This is a genomic window from Deltaproteobacteria bacterium (assembly GCA_016875395.1).
Classification (GTDB): Bacteria; Myxococcota_A; UBA9160; order UBA9160; family UBA6930; genus VGRF01.
This window is the reverse complement of sequence record VGRF01000012.1, coordinates 49,856-67,534: the sequence shown is the minus strand read 5'-3', so window position 1 is coordinate 67,534 and position 17,679 is coordinate 49,856. Positions and strand designations below refer to the sequence as shown.

Genomic DNA, 17,679 nt, shown 5'->3' with positions numbered 1-17,679 from the left:
CGGCTACGAGCGCGTCGCACGCAAGCTCGAGCACTGGGACGCGCTCGCGGAGCGGCTCCGCAGCGCGGCGCAGGCGGCGACCGGTGCAGACGCCGCGCAGCTGTGGGTGCGCGTCGGCGACCTCCGCCTCGAACGCGAAGACCTCGACGGCGCGAAGGACGGATATCAGGCCGCGCTCGCCGCGAACCCCGACGATCGGCGCGCGCGCCAAGGCGTCGAGCGCATCTCGCTCGCGACCGCTGACGACGAGGCGATCCTCGTCGCGTTCGAGCGCGAAGCGGAGGAGACCAGCGACCGCGAGCGGCTCGCATTCTTGGTGTGCGAGCTCACGCGCATTCACGAAGAGCGCGGCAACGCAGCCCGCGCGCTGCACTGGCTGCGGCGCCTCGCGACGGTGCGCCCCGAAGACGCCGCGGTGCTCGCGCACGCCGCGCGCCTGCAAGCGGCCGTCGGCGACCGCGTGGGCGAGCTCGCGACGCTCCAGAAGCTCGACCCGCGCATCTCCGGCGAGCCGCAGCTGGTGAACCGCCGCCGCATCGCTGCCTTGTCGCACGAGCTGGGCGAGCCCGCGGCCGCGCTCGCCGCGCATCGCGCCGTGCTCGCGCTGCGGCCGGAAGAGATCTCGAGCGCGCGCGCCGTCGTCGAGCTCCTCGCGAGCAGCGACGATCTCGATGCCCAGGTCGCTGCGCTGCGGCATCTCGCGAGCGTCGCGAGCGGCGACGAGCGCACCGCACGCGGGTACGAGCTGGCGTGCTTGCTGATGGATCGCGTGGGAGACCTGCGCGCGGCGGGCGCCGTGCTCGAGAATGTCGTCGACGCGCAGGCTGCACCGCACGACGCCGAGGCGCGCTTCGCTGAGGTGTTGGGGCAGATCGGGCGCTGGGACGTGCTGTGCGCGCGCCTCGACTTGCGCCGGCGCCTGCTCGACCCGCTCGACCCGCGCTCGCTCGAGCTCGATCTGCAGCGCGCGGAGCTGCTCGTCGATCGGCTCGATCGCGCCGCCGACGCCGCCGCGATCTGCGAGGCGGTGCGCGAAGCCAGCCCGCGCCACGAGCGCGCGCGACGTGCTGGAGCGGGCGCTGCGCAAGCTCGGCGACGACACGCGCCTGGTGAAGCTGCTCTCCGAGCGCTCGGCGCTGGCCGAAGACGGCGAGCAGCGCGCATTGCTCGGAATGGAGCGCGCGCTGCTGCTCGAGGAGCGCCTGCGCGCGCTGCCGGAAGCGCGCGTGGTGCTCGCCGAGATCGCGAGCAGCGGCAGCGCGCTCGCCGGCGAAGCGGAGCGGCGACTGCGCCTGATGCTCGAGAACTCGCAGGATTGGGCGGGGCTCGCGAAGCGCTTCGAGATCTCTCTCGGCTCCGGCGATGCGCAAGCGGACGCCGCCGCGCACAAGCAGCTCGCTCTGATCGCGCGCGATCGCATGCACGACACGCCCCGCGCGATCGCCCACCTCGAGAGCGCACTCGCGCTCACGCCGAGCGACCTCGCGCTGCATCGCCTGCTGCAGAGCGCACTCGAGCGCGCGGACGGCGCAGAGCTGTGCGCCGCGTACGAGCGCGAGCTCGCGCTCGGCGGCATCGACGACGCGCGCCGGCGCCTTCTGCACGGCCGCTGCGCGGAGCTGCACGAGCGGGCGAACGATCTGGCGCGCGCCGAAACGCATCACGAGGCGCTCGTTGCAGACGGCGTCGCCACCGGCCGCTCGATGCAGTTCCTCGCCGAGCGCTACGAGCAGAGCGGGCGCCTCCCGCAGCTCGCGGCGCTGCTGCGCCGGCGCATCGACCAGCTCGCGAGCGACCCGGCGAGCGCCGCCACCGTGCGGCTCCAGCTCGCGCAGCTCGAAGCGGGCCCGCTCTGCGAGCTCGATGCCGCGCTCGAAACGCTCGCTCCCGCTGCCGCGAGCGACGCCACGCTCGCGATCGTGAGTGAGCCCTACGCGCGCCTGCTCGAGCGCGCGGGCCGCGGCGAGGCGCTGGTCGCGCTCGCACGCCGCGCCGCGGGCGCCGCCCAGTCGGCGAGCGAGCGCAGCGCGTGGAACACGCGCCTCGGCGACGCGCTGCGCGAGGGCGGCGATCTCGAAGCCGCCGCCGACGCCTTCCGGCGCGCGCTCACCGATCGCCCTTCCGACGCCGACCTGCAGAGCGCGCTGCGCGATCTCTATCGCCGCCAGGGCCGCAGCGAGCCGCTCGCGCGCTTGCTCGAAGCCGAGCTCGCGCGCACGACCGGTCCGCTCGAGATTCCGCTGCGGCTCGAGCTCGGCGAGCTTCTGGCCGGCGCGCTGAACGATCCCGCCGGCGCGCTGATCCACTATCGGCGTGCGCTCGAGCTCGAGCCGAAGAACGCGGACACGCTCGCGCGCGCGATCGCCGTCGCCGAGCGCGCGAACGCACACGACGTATGTGCGGAGCTGTTGGGGCGCGCCGCCGGCATCGCCGGCGATCCGCAGCGCCGCGCACGCCTGCTGACGCGCCGCGCAGCGCTGCTCGCCGGTCCGCTCGCGCGCGTCGACGATGCGATCGCGTCTTACGAGGCTGCGCTCGCGCTCGCTCCGGACGCGCCCGACACGGTTGCCGCACTGCGCGGGATCTTCGAGGACCGCTCCGAGTGGCCGCGCGCGCTCGCGTGTTTCGAGCGCGAGCTGGCCGCGACGCCCACGGACGCCGCCGCCGCGCGCATCTCGATCATCGAGGAGGCGGTGCGCTTCGCGAGCGAGATGCTCGGCGGCGAGGCCTCGCTGCCGTGGCTCGAGCGGCTGCGAGCCGCGAAGCCCGGCGACGTAGGCCCGATTGCGCGCATCGCGCAGGCCCACCGCAACGCGGGGCGCGCGGAATCGCTGCTGCGAGCGCTCGAAGCGGAGCTCGAGCTCGCGCCCGAGCCGCGCCGCCGTGCAGAGCTCTCGCTCGAAGCGGCGCAGCTGCTGTGCGAGCGCATGCATGCGCCTGCGCGCGCCGCCGCGCTGCTCGAAGCCGCTCGCTCGGCGGCGCCCGCCGACGGCGCCGTACTCGCGATGCTCGACGCGCTCTACGTCGTGCTCGATCGCCCGCGCGATCGCCTCGGCGTCCTGAAGGCGCGCATCGGCCTCGCTTCGCACGACGTCCGACTCGGGCTGCGCACCGCCGCCTCCGCCGTCGCCCGCACGCTGGGCGAGCGCAGTGAGAGCGATGCGCAGCTGTGGGCCGCGCTCGCGGAGTGCGGGCCCGCATCGCGCGAGCGCTCCGACTTGTTACGGGCGCTGTCCGAAGATCTGGCCGAGCGGCCCGACCTCGCGGCGCGCGCGAGCGAAGCGGAGCTCGCGTCGCTCGACCGCAGCAATCTCGTGTTCGCGGAGCGCCGCCGTGCGGTGCGCCAAGCCCTCGCAGAACGCTATGCGGCGAGTCTCGCGGCAGACGACGCCGCGATCGCGCATCTGTGCGCGCTGCTCGACGACGAGCTGCCCGCGTCCGACGCGAGTCTCGCCGGCCCGCGCGAGCGCGCGAGCACGCTGCTCCTGGATCTGTACCGCCGCGGCGGAGAGCCCGTGCAGCTCGCGCGCCGGCTCGGCGAGCACCTGAAGGCATTCCCGGCACGGCGCCCGGAACCGTGGCTCGAGCTCGCACGCCTGCGCCTCGAAGTGCTCCACCAGCCGGGCCTCGCCGCGGAGGCCTTCGAAGCCGCTCTCGCGCGCGACGACCACTCACTCCCGGCGCTGCGCGGTCTGCGCGGTGCGTGCGAGCTGCTCGGCCGCTGGGCCGACGTGGCGAGCACGCTCGAGCGCGAGCTCGCGATGCGCGCGGATGCGACGCCCGGCGAACGCGCCGCGCTGCTGCGCCGCATTGGCGAGATTCGCTGGAAGCGGCTCGACGAGACGACCAAGGCGAGCCGCGCCTACGCGAGTGCGCTCGAAGCGGATCCTGCCGATCTCTCGGCGCTCCGCGCGCTTCAGCAGCTGTTCGAGGCGATGGAAGACTGGCGCGGGGCGCTCGATCTCTACGAGAGCGAGATCTCCGTGCTCGCGAGCGCGGAGCCCGAGCGCCGGCGGGCGTGCTGGCTGCGCGCGGCGGAGATCGCACATCGCAGCACGCGCGAGCTTCCGCGCGCGCTGCGCTGCTACGACGCCGCCGCAGAGCTCGCGCCGCTCGAGACGCCGCGGCTCGCAGGGCTCGCGGACGTGCTCGACCGCCTCGGCGAGCGCGAGCGCTTCGTCGCCACGTTCGCGGCGTGGATCGACGCGCCGGACTCGCACGCGCTCGCGGACGACGAGCTGCGACTCGCGACGGCGTACGAGGAGCTGCAGCGCTACGACGGCGCGCTCGCGCGCGCCGAGCGCGCCGCCAAGAGAGCGCCGTCGCTCACCGCGGCTTGGGACCGCATCGCCGCGCTGCGCGAGCGGCTCGGCATGGGCGACGAGGCGGCCGACGCGCTCGCGCGCGCTGCCGCGCTCGTCGGTGGAGGCGAAGCCGCGCAGCGCCGCGTGCGCGCCGCGGACTTGCTCGCGCAGAGCGCGGCGCCGGAGCAGCGCATGGCGCTGCTCGAGGACGCGACGCGCGACGACCCGGTGTCCGCGGAAGCATTCGCGCGCCTCGCGCTCGCGGCAGGCGCTTCGGGCGATCTCGCCCGCGCGGAGTCGGCCGCAGAGCGCGCCTCGGCGCTGCACGCCCAAGGAGCGGCGCTCGAAGGCGCGCTGCGCCGCGACGCAGCGCTCGCGGGCGCGCGCGCTGCGCTCGCGCTCGACCGCCTCACACCCGCTGCGCGCCTGCTCAGCGAAGTGCTCGCGATCGAGCCGAATCACGCTGAGGCGCTCGCGCAGCACGGCCGCACGCTGCTGCGGATCGGGGACGTCGAAGGCGCGCGCCGCTCGCTCACCCGCGCGCTCGAGCACAGCCAGGCTGCCGGCGATCGCGCGCCGCTGCTCGCGCTGCTCGGCAACGCCGAAGCGGCCGCGCGCGCGAGCGACGCCGCGCTCGCGCACTACCGCGAAGCCCTGAGCCTCGATCCCGCGCAGGCCGATGCGCACGCCGGCCTCGTGCAGGTACTGCTGCGCGAGCAGCGCGATGCCGAAGCGATCGCGGCCCTGCTCGCCTGGGCGCACTGTGCCGGCGCTCCGCGCGACCGCGCGAGGCGCCTGCTCCAGGCCGCCGAGCTCGAGCTGAACCGCCCGCAGCGCGAAGGAGCTGCGGAGCTGTTGTTACGGGAGGCGACCCGCGCGGACGCAGCGCTCGCCGAAGCGTGGGCGCTGCTCGCCGAGTTGCTCGCGAAGGGGGCGCGCTGGAGCGAGGTCCTCGACGCGGCGAGCGCCGGCGCGCTCGAAACGAACGAGCCGCTGCTGCGCAGCCGGCTCGCGGCGCTGCGCGGGCGCGCGCTCGAGCAGCGCGGCGACGTGCGCGCCGCTGCGGATGCGTTCGCCGAAGCGGCGCGGACCAGCCCGCGCGCGAGCGAGGCCGCGCTCTCGTCTGCGCGGCTCTATCGCGGCCTCGGCGATTGGGCCGCGGCAGCCGACGTGCTGCGCAAGTTCGCAGCAGGCGCGCCGGAGGATGCGCGCGGACCGCGCGCGACGGCGCTGCACCAGCTCGGCCGGCTGCTCGCGGGACCGCTCGAAGACGTCGATGGCGCGATCGCGGCCTATCGCGACGCGACCTCGCTCGGCGGCGACAATCGCGAAGCGCGTGAGGCGCTCGCGGACTTGCTCCTGCACCGCCAGGCGCACTGGGACGAGGCGATCGCGCATCACCGCGAGCTGCTCGCGCAGGATCCCGCGCGGCTCGCCTCGCTGCGCGGCCTGCTCCGCATCGCGCGTGGCCGCGGCAACGCGAGCGCATCGGCGCACGGACTCAGCCTGCTCCGCGCGCTCGGCGTTGCGACTGCCGAGGAGTCGCGCGAGGCGCCGACGCGTGGACCGCTCGCGCTCGCCGCGAAGCCAGCGCTCGCGGACGCGCGCTTCGAGCTCGCGCGCAGGCTCGCGCTCGAAGCCAAAGACGATCTCGCGGAGGCGCTCGGCGGCGCGCACTCCGCAGCCTCACCTCACGCTGGCGACGCGAGAGCGCGCTTCCGCGGCGCGCTGACTGCGGTCGAAGGCGAGCTCTCGGCACCCGCGTTGGTGCCGCTCACGACGGCGGAGCTCGCCAGCACGCTGCAGCTGGTCGCCGACCTCGGCAGCGAAGTCGAAACGGTCTCGGCGCAGTCGAGTCTCGTCAACACGCTCTCGACGGCGCTCGGCTGGCGCGCGAAGAAGCGCATCCGCCGCGTGCTCGAGGCGCGCTCGGGCGACGAGCTCGCCGCGATCGACTTCGCGGCATGGCGCAGCGCGCTGCGCGGTCTCGCGGGCGCGGTGCTCGTGGACCGCGGCGAGGTGAGCCTGCGCGATGCGTTCGTGGCGTGGATCCAGTCCGACGACCCCGATGCCTCGCGCACGCTCCCGCCCGAGGTCGATCTACGCGCGCGCGTGGCAGCCCATGCCGAGGCGCGCGAGTTGTTACGGCTCGCCGTGAACGCCTGGCTCGCGGGGCTGTGAGGCGGCCATGAGCGCAGCCGCGCCGCCGCGAAGGCGCTTTCGGCGCCGCACGGTGCGCGTGCGCGTGGACTACGCGATCGACAGCGAGCAGCGCTCGGAGTGGGCAACCACGCTCGGCGCCGGCGGCATGTTCATCGAGACCGAGGAGCCGACGCGCGCAGGCGCTCGTTTCAAGGCGTGCTTCGCGCTGCCCGGCAGCGAGCCTCACGAGATCGAGGCGCGCGTCGTGTGGGTGATGGCGGCGGGCCCGCCGGGCATCGGCCCTGCGCGCGCGCCGGGCATCGGCGTCGAGTTCACCGATCCGGTCGCGGCGTCGCGGCTCGCGCACGAGCTCGAGGACTGGGAGCCCACCGGCGTCTAGCCGCGTTCTGACGGGGCGACGACTCTCGCCCGCCGCGCGCCTCGCTCGCTACGCCGTCGCTGCGAGGGAAAGGTCTTCGTCGCTCTGCGGAAGTGCGGGCGTGTAGGACGTCTCGATCGCCCACACCTCGGGCGTCGCGAGGATGCGCTCGACGAGCTGTTGGTGGAGCGCGTGCCCGCCGCGCTCGACTTCAACGTGGCCGAGTAGCGGCATCCCGAGCAACGCGAGGTCGCCGATCAGGTCGAGCGCCTTGTGGCGAACGAACTCGTCGGCGAAGCGCAGGCCGCCTGGGTTCAGGACGCGCTGCTCGTCGAGCACGACGGTGTTGTCGAGGCTGCCCCCGCGCGCGAGACCGCCGCGGCGCAGCGCCTCGACTTCCTGGAGGAACCCGAACGTGCGGGCGCTCGCGAGCTCCCGCTCGAAGCTTGCGGCGTCGATCGCGAGCGCGTCGAGACGCTGCTTCCCGATCGCCGCGTGCGGGTACTCGACGAAGTACGTGAGCGTGAGGCGCGGCGCGGGCGTCACCCGAATCGCGCGGTCGCCGTCGCGAAGCGCGATCGGCTTGCGAATGCGGATCACGCGGCGAGCGACGCGTTGGTCGAACGTGCCCGCCGCCGCCAGCAGAGCCAGGAACGGTGCGGCGCTGCCATCCATCACCGGAATCTCGGGGCCATCGACCTCGACGCGCAGATTGTCGATGCCAGACGCGGAGACTGCGGCGAGCAGGTGCTCGACGGTGCCGATCGTCGCCTCGCCGCGGCCGAGCGTGGTCGCGAGCCGAGTAGATGCCAGTGCCGTGCGACGAGCAGGAATCTCGGCGGGGGTCTCGAGGTCGCTGCGAACGAACACGACGCCAGTGCCAGGACGCGCCGGGAAGAGCGACACGGTGGCCGCCCCCCCCGAGTGCAGTCCGACGCCCGTGCAGGTCGCCTTCTCGGCAATCGTTCGTTGCGTCATTCACCCCTCCGCCGGCGCCGGGCGGCTTTCCCCCGGGCGACTTCGGAGCGCACAGCAATCGCCGTGCCGGCCGATGCGGCTTCGCTCGCTGCGTCGTGATCCGGCGGCATTGCGAGCAGATAGCGTGATTCTCGTCACTGAAACACCCCCGGCCCGTCACCCATTTTGGTGATGACTCGGTCACGACCGTAACGAGATCGTCACGATCTCAGGGGCGATCCGGTCAGCTTGCGACGACTGCGCGCAGCCGGTTGAGCACGTCTTGTGCAGCCTGAGGGCGATCTGCCGGGCTCTTCGCCATGCATGCGAGGATCAGCTCCGCCAGCGCGGCGGGGATCTCGGCGCGCAGAGAGCGAGGGTCCGGCGGCGGCGTGTGCACGTGGTGGTAGGCCACGTTGCCTTCTTTGAACGGCACCTGTCCCGTCGCCAGCTCGAACGCCGTGACGCCGAGGCTGTAGAGGTCGCTGCGATGGTCGACCGCCCCGCCCTCGGTCTGCTCCGGGCTCATGTAGTAGGGCGTGCCCGACACGAGCGTGGAGTGGTTGAGCACCCCTTCGACGACCCTCGCGAGCCCGAAGTCCATGATCTTGGCCTTCTTCTCGCGGGTCCACATCAGGTTCGCGGTCTTGATGTCGCGATGGATCACCTTCTGCGAGTGCGCGTAGTGGAGGCCCTCGCACACCTGCGCGAGCACGTGCACGATCGCGCGCGGAGCGAGCGGCCCGCGCTGCTTCACGACCGCCTTCAGCGTCGTACCGTCGACGTACTCCATCGCGATGTAGGTGCGGCCGCTCTGCTCGCCAGCGTCGTACACCGTCACGATGTTCGGGTGATTCAGCTTCGCAGCGGCCTTCGCCTCGCGGATGAAGTTGCGAAGCGCCTGCGGGTTGTCGCGCAGGCCGTCGGGCAGAACCTTGAGCGCGACAGGGCGGTCGAGCACGAGGTCCGTCGCTTGGTACACGATGCCCATGCCGCCGCGGCCGAGCTCGCGGTCGATGCGGTAGCGGGCCGGGCGCGGCTCGCCTGATTTCGAGTCGCTGAGCCCGGGCACGCCCGAGGGCGAGTCTTGCGTCTCGACCTGTACGCGCAGCGCTTCGAGCCGCGCATCGACGTCGCGGAAGTGGAAGTCGATCGCCAGGATCTTCTCGTACAGCTCGATCGCGGCGCGCGGCTGGTTCGCCGCTTCGTGCACCGACGCCAGCTGGTAGTAGAGCTCGGCGTTGGCGGCGCTGAGCGGCTCGCCCGCGATCGCCTGCTCGAGCTTCTTCTGCGCGAGGCTGTGTTTGCCCTTCTTGCGGAAGATCTCGCCGAGCAACGCCGCCGCCTCGCGAAAATCTCCGCTGCGCTCGGGCACCTGCTGGAGCAGCTTGATCGCGTCTTCCTCGAGGCCCTCGCGCGCGAACACCTGCGCTGCCGCGAAGTGCGCGCCGCCTTGCGCCAGCAGCTTCGCCTCGCGCCGGCCGTCGCCGAGCTGCGAAACGCACTCGGCTGCCTCGCGGAACTGGCGCGCCTTCTCGTACGCGCTCGCGGCGGCTTCCCACTCGGTCGCGAGGCGATACATCTCGCCCGCGCGCACGTTGTCGCCGCCGCGCTCGTAACAATCGCCGGCGAGCTTCCAGTCCTCGAGCTTGCGGTAGAGGTCCGCGGCGGAGCCAAAGTCGCCCGCCTCGACCAGCAGCTGCGCAGCCTGCGCGTCCTCGCCCTTGTCGCGCAGGTGCTCGCCGAGCATCTGCGCGGCCGCGCCATTCTCTCCGATCCGGCGTAACGCCTCGGCCGCCTTCGGCACGTTGTTCGCGCGCTGATAGAAGTCGGCCGCGCGCTCGAACGGGCCCTTGCTCTCCGCCAGCTCCGCAGCGGCGCCCCAGAGCTGCCCCCCGACGAGCGCCTTCAGCGCCGCCTCGATGTCGCCGCCCTCCTCGTGCAGCTTCGCTGCCTGCAGGACGAGCTTCTTCAGCTCGCGCGCGCGCTCCTTGTTGTCGCCGATCGTCGGCGAAGCGAGCTCTTCCTCGAGCGCCTTCTCGACAGCCTTGGCTGCCCGCGACCAGTCGTGCTGCTTGAGGAACGCCTGCGCCGCATGCCGATAGAACTCGCAGCGCATGTAACACTCGCCGGCCGCGATGAGCTTGCCCGCCTTCTCGTACATCTCGGCGGCGACGCTCATCTTGCCGGCCTTGCGGTAGCAGTCCGCCGCCTTCTCCCACTGCTGGCGCGTCGCGTACAAGGCCGCCGCGTTCTCGAAGCGCCCGGCGCTGAGGTAGAGGTCTGCGGCCTCGTCGTGCTTGTTCTGGCCCTGGCGCACGTCGGCGGCCTTCGCGAACTCGCGCGCTTCGACGAAGTACTTCACCGCGAGATCGGGCAGGCCCGCATCGACACACAGCTCCCCAGCGCCGGTGGGGTCGCCGTCTTTGGCGAGCGCGGCTGCGGACTTCTCGGCCTTCTTGAGTCCGCGCGCGCTCGGCTTCGCAGCCTCGCCGCTCGGAGCGCGCTCCTGCCGCGCGCTCGGGCCGCCGCTCGGACCAAACAGCAGCAGCGCGAGCCCGACGGCCGCGATCGCGCTGCCCGGCACGACTCCGACGAGCTTCTGAACGTGCTCCGCCGCGCCCGCCGCAGTCGCGGCTTTTTCCACGATGCCCGCGGCCGCCTTCACCGCGCCGTTCTCAGGCGCGAGTGCGCTCGCGAGGCCGAAGCCGCCCAGCGCAATGCACACGAGCGCAACGAGTGTCGTAACGGCGCGAATCATCCGGGGCCGTATCGGAAGGGCGGCGTGCCTTACTGAGGGCCTGTTTGCAGGTCCGCGACGCCCTCAGAACAGGTGTCCCTGACCCGCTCCCCCAGCAGGCGGCGCGATGCCGAGGTGGTCGTAGGCGCGGCGGGTGGCGACGCGGCCGCGGGGCGTGCGATCGAGGAAGCCGCCTTGGATCAGGAACGGCTCCACCAGCTCTTCGAGCGTGCCGCGGTCCTCGGAGAGCGCGGCGGCGAGCGTCTCCACCCCCACGGGTCCGCCGCCGAACTTCTCGATCAGCGTGAGCAGCAGCGCGCGGTCGAGCTTGTCGAACCCAGCAGCGTCTACGTCGAGGCGCTCGAGCGCGAAGCGCGCGATCTCGGCGCCCACCGCGGCGTCCGCGCCGTGCTCGACCGCCGAGAAGTCGCGCACGCGGCGCAGCAGTCGATTCGCGATGCGCGGCGTACCGCGCGAACGCTGCGCGATCTCGCCCGCGGCGTCGCGCTCGAGCGAGATGCCGAGCACCTTCGCGCTGCGCACGAGCACGCCCACGAGATCCGCGGTGGGGTAGTAGTCGAGCCGCGCGCTCCAGCCGAAGCGATCGCGCAGCGGCGAGGTGAGCAGACCGGCGCGCGTGGTGGCGCCGACCAGCGTGAAGCGCGGCAAGTCGATGCGCAGCGAGCGCGCGCTCGGGCCCTGCCCGATCAGGAGATCGAGCTGGAAGTCCTCCATCGCCGGATAGAGCACCTCCTCGACCGCGGGCGGCAGGCGGTGGATCTCGTCGATGAACAGCACGTCGTTCGCTTCGAGGTTCGAGAGCAGCGCCGCGAGATCGCTCGCGCGCTCGAGCACGGGCCCGCTCGTGGCGCGGAACTGCGCGTTCATCTCGCGCGCGACGATGCGCGCGAGGGAGGTCTTGCCGAGGCCCGGCGGGCCGTAGAAGAGGAGATGATCGAGGCACTCGCCGCGCCCCTTCGCAGCGGCGATGAAGACCGCGAGGTTCTCGCGCAGGCGGTCCTGCCCGACCATCTCGGCGAGGGTCTGCGGGCGTAGCTTGTCCTCGAACGCGGCCTCGCCCGGCAGCGGCGCCTTCTCGAGAATCGGCGCGCTCATCGGGCGAGCCTGCGCAGTGCGGCGCGCACGAGCTCGCCGAGACCTGCGCTCGCGCCGAGCTCTTCGAGCACGTCGTCGGCGACGCGCTCGGCCTTGGGCCGCGGCGTTTGCAGGTTCAGCAGCGCCGAGACGAGCTGCGCGCGCGTGCCGTCGTCGTCGCCCGCACGCGCGCGCGCCGGCGCGGCCGCGCCCTCGCTCGCGAACGCCGCGAGCTCTTCGACGCGATCGCGAAGCTCGACGCAGATCTTCTCCGCGAGCTTCGCGCCGACGCCCGGCACGGTGCGCAGCGTCGCGAGATCGCTCGCGCGAATCGCGCGCACGAGCGCGGCGGCCTCGATGCCCGAGAGAATGCGCTGCGCGAGCTTCGGCCCGACGCCGCTGGCGTGCAGTAACAACTCGAACGCCGCGCGCTCCGCCTCGCTGGCGAAGCCGTAGAGCACGAGCGCGTCCTCGCGCACGTGCGTGTACACGCGCAGCGCGACCGTCTTCCCGTCGTCGGGGAGCTGCGAGAACGTCGAGAGCGGAATCCACGCCTCGTACCCGACGCCGCGCACGTCGATCACCACGCGCGTCGGCGTGCGCTCGAGCAGCACTCCTTCGAGCCGCGCGATCACCGCGTCGTCCTTTGCGAGCTCCGCTCGCCTTCGGCTCGCGGCGCGCGCACCGTGCTGCCTCGCGGCGCTGGGTCGCTTGCGCTTCCCGAGCCGCGTCCGGTCGGGGCAGCAGCGACCGCGCCGGAGTTTCGCAGCACGAACTGCGCGGCCCGCGCGCCGCGACCGCGCTTTCGGCTCGCGCTCAGCTCGTACAGCCGGCGCGCCTCACTCACCGCGACGGGCGCGCCCTCGAGCGCGCGCAGCGCGCGCGAAGTCGCGCCTTGCCTCTGCGCGCGGCAGATCGCCGCAGCGAGCGCGTCGGCCGCATCGCGCTGCGGCGTCGCGTCGAGTGCGAGCAGCCGCCGAACCATCGCCTGCACCTGCACCTTCTCCGCCGCGCCGTTTCCCGTCACTGCGAGCTTGATCTGCTGCGGCGCGATCTCGTCGAACGGCAGCCCCGCAGCGCCGACCGCCGCGAGCGCCACGCCGCGCGCCTGCCCGAGCACGAGCGCCGAACGCGAGCTCGCCGCAACGAAGATCTTCTCGATCACGACGTGCGTCGGCGAGTGCAGCGCGATCAGCGCCGTCAGCCCCGAGTGAATCTCCGCCAGCCGCGCCGCCATCGACTGCGCCCGCACCGGCCGCAGCGTGCCATGCGCGACGTGCGTAAGCCGCGCGCCGGCGCGCTCGACGACGCCGAACCCCGTCGCATTCGTGCCCGGATCGATCCCGAGGATGCGCATGCGCTGAACCTATTAGGGAGGAGAGCCAATCGCGCGCAGGGGATAGCGCTGCACCACTCTAGAACCCATCTCAAAATTCCTCCCATAGCCGGGCGCGCGTCCTTGTCCGTTTGGCTTCGTTGCGCTTCGCTCGAAAAATCGACGGATGCACCTTCGCTCGCGCGCCTCGCCAGCTGGCAAAATCCGCGCGCCGGGCTCGGTCCGAAACTCTGAGATGGGTTCGAGTACCCGAGAGCTTCGGCTGCACCGCCGCAATCGAGCCGTGAGCGTTATCGTCCGCGCGTTCGAGGAGGACTCAATGGGCGCAAAAGCCGGATTCGAGATCTCGGCCTTTCTAGGTGCGCTCAAGCAGCGGCGCGAGGCATCCGAGCCCGCGAGCGCGACCCCCGTGCAACTCATTCGAGCACTCGCGGACGGGGAAATCGAAGTTGGCGCCCTGCGCCGGCAGCTCCGCGTCGACCTATTGGCATTCGCGAAGGCACTCGCCGTTCTGAGGTCGGAGGGGCTTGTCGATCTCGAGGCAAAGGGGGATGACGAGTTCGCACGCCTCACCCCCGACGGCCAGCGAATGCTCCGGCTTGCAAAGCAGAGTGAAGCGGAATGAGCCCCGACACCGGGAATGCCTTGCTCGCGTGCTTGTTGGGAGAGGCCGTTGGCGGGATCGAGCTCGTTGGCCGGTACCGCGATGCCCCTGCGCGGGCCCTGCGGACCGCGCCGGGCGGCTCTTACGTGGCGATCAATGCTGTCGCATCGATCGCGGCATTCCTCATGGCGGAATCCTTGACTTGGCCAGCGGGGATCACTTCCCCGGTAGCGAAAGTGCTCCTGAGTGGCTTGGGCGCGATGGCGATCTTTCGTACGGCGTTCTTCACCGTGCGAAGCGGTGACCAAGATGTCGGAATTGGGCCCTCGGCTCTGCTCCAGATTCTTCTGCAGGCGGTAGATCGCGCCGTCGATCGCGGTCGCGCTGCGCCGCGCGCCGAATCCGTTGTCCGCATCATGTCGAACGTCGACTTCGAGAAGGCGAAAGAGGGACTCCCCGCGTTCTGCATGGCGCTGATGCAGAACGCTTCCGCCGAGGAACAGCAGTCTCTCGCGCGCCAGATCGATGCGCTCGCGAGCTCGGGAATGCCGCCAGCAATCAAGAGCTACTTGCTGGGGCTCGCTGTGACCGGGCTTGTTGGCGAGGCGGTGCTGGAGAAAGCCGTCGCTGCGCTCGATTCTCAAATCCGCTGATCCGCAAGGTCCCACGCGCAGAAGAGCGGGGCGCCGCGGCATGCCCTTCTACTCGCTGTGCTCCGTACTCCGACTCGTCTCGTCGCTGCGGAACTCTTGACCGCGGCCATCGGGGCTCAAGCGATCCGCGCCAGCTCCTCCGCCGCGATGTCGAAATTCGCGTGAACGTTCTGCACGTCGTCGAGGTCCTCCAGAGCCTCCGCCAGCTTCACCATCGACTCCGCCGCGTCCCCGGTGAGCGGCACTTGCGTCGACGCCTGCATCGTGATCTCCGCGCTCTTCGTCGCGAAGCCCGCCTTCTCCAGCGCCGCCTTCACGCCTTCGAGGTCGCTCGGCCGCGTCACGACGGTGAACGTGCCCTCGTACTCCACGACATCGTCCGCGCCGGCTTCGAGCGCCGCCTCCATCAGGGCGTCGCCGTTCACGCCCTCGAGCACGACCTGCCCCTTCTTCTCGAACAGGTGCGAGACGCAGCCCTGCGCGCCGAGGTTGCCCCCGTGCTTCGAGAAGGCGTGGCGCACTTCGCCGACCGTGCGCGTGCGGTTGTCGGTGAGGCCCTCGATCAGAATCGCGACGCCGCCGGGGCCGTAGCCCTCGTACACGACCTCCTCGAAGTTCGAGCCGTCGCCGCCGCCGGAGCCCTTCTGGATCGCCCGCTGGATCGTGTCCTTGGGCATGTTCTCGGAGCGCGCCTTCTCGACCGCGAGGCGCAGCCGCGGGTTCCCGTCGACGCTGCCGCCGCCCATGCGGGCAGCGGTCTGAATCTCGCGGATCAGCTTGGTGAAGATCTTCCCGCGCTTCGCGTCGATCGCGCCCTTCTTGCGCCGAATCGTCGCCCATTTCGAATGGCCGGACATGCGTCACTCCCTGCAGAAAGGCTCCCTCTAGGAGAACGCCGCAGGATGCGCAACCAGCGTCCCGGCGGCTCCAGAACGCCACGGGCACGCTCGAACCTCGCGCCGCTTTGCCTCGCTGCGCGCCCCGCTACCGCACTCGACTTCGCTCGGCTTCGCCTCGCGGCGCGCTCCGCTTGCGCACTCGAGTTGCGCGCGAAGCCGCCGCGGCAGCCGGCGTTTTCCAATCTCAAGGGGACCGCCGTGAAGCGCCGATACGCAGCCGTGGAGTCCCGCACACGCGGGCGGAGGGCGCATGGCGGAAATCGCGGTCGGCATCGATCTCGGAACGAGCAACTCGTGCGTCGCGATCGCCCGCGGCCGCACGGTCGAGGTGCTTCCGAGCGGCTACGGCGAGCGCATCACCGCGAGCGTGGTTGCCTTCCACGAGGACGGCAGCGTGCAGGTCGGCAACGCCGCGCGCGCAAACCTGATCCTCGATCCGCAGAACACCGTCGCGTCCGCGAAGCGCCTGATCGGCCGCTACTCGTTCAGCGAGGAAGTGAAGAAGGCGCGCGCGATCTGCGCGTACAAGATTCTCGACGGCCCGGGCCACAGCGTCCGCATCCAGATCCGCGACGAGCTGTACTCGCTGCCCGAGATCTCCGCGATGGTGCTGAAGGAGATGAAGCAGATCGCGGAGGCGCGGCTCGGCCAGCCCGTCACGAAGGCGGTGATCACGGTGCCCGCCTACTTCAACGACAACCAGCGCCAAGCCACGAAGGACGCGGGGAAGATCGCCGGCCTCGAGGTGCTCCGGCTGCTCAACGAGCCGACGGCGGCGGCGCTCGCCTACGGCTTCGGCAAAGGCCTCTCGCAGAAAGTCGCGATCTACGACTTCGGCGGCGGCACCTTCGACATCTCGATCCTCGAGATCGGCAAGGACGTGTTCGAGGTGCTCGCGACCTGCGGCGACACCTACCTCGGCGGCGACGACTTCGACGACCGCATCATCGACCTGCTCGCCGACGAGTTCGTCTCGCAGCACGGCACCAACCTGCGCAGCGACATCTACGCGCTCGAGAAGCTGAAGGCCGCGGCCGAGGCGGCGAAGCGCACGCTGTCGGTGGAGGAGCAGGCGGAGATCCGCATCCCCGACATCGCGAAGGACGCGCAGGGCAATTCGATCTCGATCGAGCGCATGCTGACGGCCGCCGAGTTCGAGTCGCTCGTGGGCGACCTCGTGCTGCGCACGTTCAAGGTGTGCGACGAAGCGCTGCAGCAGGCCAGCCTCGTCGCGCGCGACCTCGACGGCGTGATCCTCGTGGGCGGCCCGACGCGGCTCCCGCTGATTCGCAACCACGTGCGCGCGTACTTCCAGCAGGAGCCGCGCACCGACGTCGACCCCGACGAAGTCGTCGCGATGGGCGCCTCGATCCACGCGGCGTCGCTCGTCGGCGATGTCGTCACGGAAGAGGCGGCGGGCGGCGGCGCGTTCCTGCTCGACGTCACGCCGCTCTCGCTGCGCATCGGCGTCGCGCGCGGGCTCGCCGAGACCGTGATCGAGCGCAACACGCCCGTGCCGATCGAGCAGACGCGCAGCTTCACGACCACGCAAGACAACCAGGAGCGCGTGCAGATCCGCGTGTGTCAGGGTGAGTCGCGCCGCGCGGAAGAGAACGAGCTGCTCGGGCAGTTCGACTTCAGCGGGTTCAAGAAGGCGCCGCGCGGCGGTGTCCGCATCGACGTCACCTTCGAGATCAACGCCGACGGCATCCTCAACGTGCAGGCGAAGGACCAGGAGACCGGCAAGGTCGCGGCGACCACGCTGACGTACTCGTCGGGCCTCTCGGACGGCGAGCTCGACGAGATCGTCCAGGCGAAGCGCACGGACCGCGTGCAAACGCAGGCCGCGCCCGATCAGGAGATCGAGCCGGCGCCGCCGCCGAAGCCTGCGCCCAAGCCCGCGCCGGTCGCGAAGGCGGCTCCTGCTTCTGCGCCAGCGGCGAAGCCCGCGGCCGTAGCGAAGCCCGCAGCACCACCCACCGCGCCCAAGCCCGCGGCGGCCCCGAAGCCGGCTGCGCCTGCCGCTGCCAAGCCCGCGGCGGCGCCTTCCGCTCCGCAGCCTGCGCCTGCGCCGGTCGCGGCGAATCCGGTTGCAGCGGAGAAGCCTGCCGCGCCGGTCGCGAAGGCTGCGCCGAAGGCGCCGGCGGTGATTGCAATCGCGCCGAGCGCGCCCGAAGACGTCGCCGTGATCGACAGCGAGGACACGAGCGACCTGATCGACGACGCCGACGATCTCGACCTCGACCTCGCCCTCGACTCGACGCAGCCGAGCGGGGCGCGCGCCGATGCGAACGAAGACACGCAGACGCGCGACGCGGCGCCCGTGGAGGCCGCCGAGCCGCCGAAGCCCGCGACGAGCGCGGCAGCTCCCGAAGCCGAGGCGCTCGATCTCATCGACGATCTCGAGATCCTGGCCGAGGTGGCCGAGATCGAGGAGGCCGACCTCGAAGGGATCGAGATCGAGGCGAGCGGTGACCCGGGCCAAGCACCCGACCTGATGACTGGCGCCGAGAGCCTGTTCGATCACGGTGCCGACCTCTCGCGATACCACCACGACGACGAGTAGGGAT

At 71.9% G+C, this 17,679-nt stretch carries 11 protein-coding genes; 5 read left to right on the top strand and 6 right to left on the bottom strand.

The window, feature by feature from the left end; translation table 11 throughout:
• The first annotated feature begins 1,172 nt into the window (after positions 1-1,172).
• Positions 1,173-6,485: a hypothetical protein gene (locus FJ091_11305; protein ID MBM4383944.1), complete on the top strand. Its 5,313-nt coding sequence runs from the start codon at positions 1,173-1,175 to the stop codon at positions 6,483-6,485.
• 7 nt (positions 6,486-6,492) lie between these two features.
• Positions 6,493-6,846: a PilZ domain-containing protein gene (locus tag FJ091_11300; protein MBM4383943.1), complete on the top strand. Its 354-nt coding sequence runs from the start codon at positions 6,493-6,495 to the stop codon at positions 6,844-6,846.
• Between the two features lie 48 nt (positions 6,847-6,894).
• Here FJ091_11300 and FJ091_11295 read toward each other — a convergent pair whose 3' ends face one another.
• The 5 genes from FJ091_11295 to ruvC all read right to left on the bottom strand — a co-directional run bounded on the left by FJ091_11295 (position 6,895) and on the right by ruvC (position 12,974).
• Positions 6,895-7,803 carry a UDP-3-O-acyl-N-acetylglucosamine deacetylase gene (locus FJ091_11295; protein ID MBM4383942.1) on the bottom strand — a complete coding sequence of 303 codons (909 nt, stop codon included), beginning with the start codon at positions 7,801-7,803 and terminating at the stop codon, positions 6,895-6,897.
• Between the two features lie 223 nt (positions 7,804-8,026).
• Positions 8,027-10,543 (bottom strand): protein kinase, encoded by a 2,517-nt coding sequence (locus FJ091_11290; GenBank protein MBM4383941.1) that lies wholly within the window; start codon positions 10,541-10,543, stop codon positions 8,027-8,029.
• Positions 10,544-10,606: 63 nt separating this feature from the next.
• Positions 10,607-11,638, bottom strand: a complete 1,032-nt coding sequence (gene ruvB / locus FJ091_11285) for a Holliday junction branch migration DNA helicase RuvB (GenBank protein ID MBM4383940.1) — start codon at positions 11,636-11,638, stop codon at positions 10,607-10,609.
• Positions 11,635-12,252 carry a Holliday junction branch migration protein RuvA gene (ruvA, locus tag FJ091_11280; protein ID MBM4383939.1) on the bottom strand — a complete coding sequence of 206 codons (618 nt, stop codon included), beginning with the start codon at positions 12,250-12,252 and terminating at the stop codon, positions 11,635-11,637. Before ruvA ends, ruvB begins: the two co-directional genes overlap by 4 nt.
• Complete coding sequence (gene ruvC / locus FJ091_11275) at positions 12,249-12,974, bottom strand: crossover junction endodeoxyribonuclease RuvC (protein ID MBM4383938.1); 726 nt, start codon at positions 12,972-12,974, stop codon at positions 12,249-12,251. The genes ruvA and ruvC overlap by 4 nt, the downstream gene beginning before the upstream one ends.
• A gap of 298 nt (positions 12,975-13,272) precedes the next feature.
• Between ruvC and FJ091_11270 the strand changes: the two genes are divergently transcribed.
• Positions 13,273-13,578, top strand: a complete 306-nt coding sequence (locus FJ091_11270) for a hypothetical protein (protein ID MBM4383937.1) — start codon at positions 13,273-13,275, stop codon at positions 13,576-13,578.
• On the top strand, positions 13,575-14,210 hold the full coding sequence (locus FJ091_11265) for a hypothetical protein (protein ID MBM4383936.1): 636 nt from the start codon (positions 13,575-13,577) through the stop codon (positions 14,208-14,210). Before FJ091_11270 ends, FJ091_11265 begins: the two co-directional genes overlap by 4 nt.
• Positions 14,211-14,326: 116 nt before the next feature.
• Here FJ091_11265 and FJ091_11260 read toward each other — a convergent pair whose 3' ends face one another.
• Positions 14,327-15,067, bottom strand: coding sequence for a YebC/PmpR family DNA-binding transcriptional regulator (locus tag FJ091_11260; GenBank protein ID MBM4383935.1), 741 nt, complete (start codon positions 15,065-15,067; stop codon positions 14,327-14,329).
• Positions 15,068-15,359: 292 nt separating this feature from the next.
• On the opposite strand from FJ091_11260, the gene FJ091_11255 reads away from it, so the two are divergent.
• Positions 15,360-17,675 carry an Hsp70 family protein gene (locus FJ091_11255; GenBank protein ID MBM4383934.1) on the top strand — a complete coding sequence of 772 codons (2,316 nt, stop codon included), beginning with the start codon at positions 15,360-15,362 and terminating at the stop codon, positions 17,673-17,675.
• Positions 17,676-17,679: the final 4 nt, after the last annotated feature.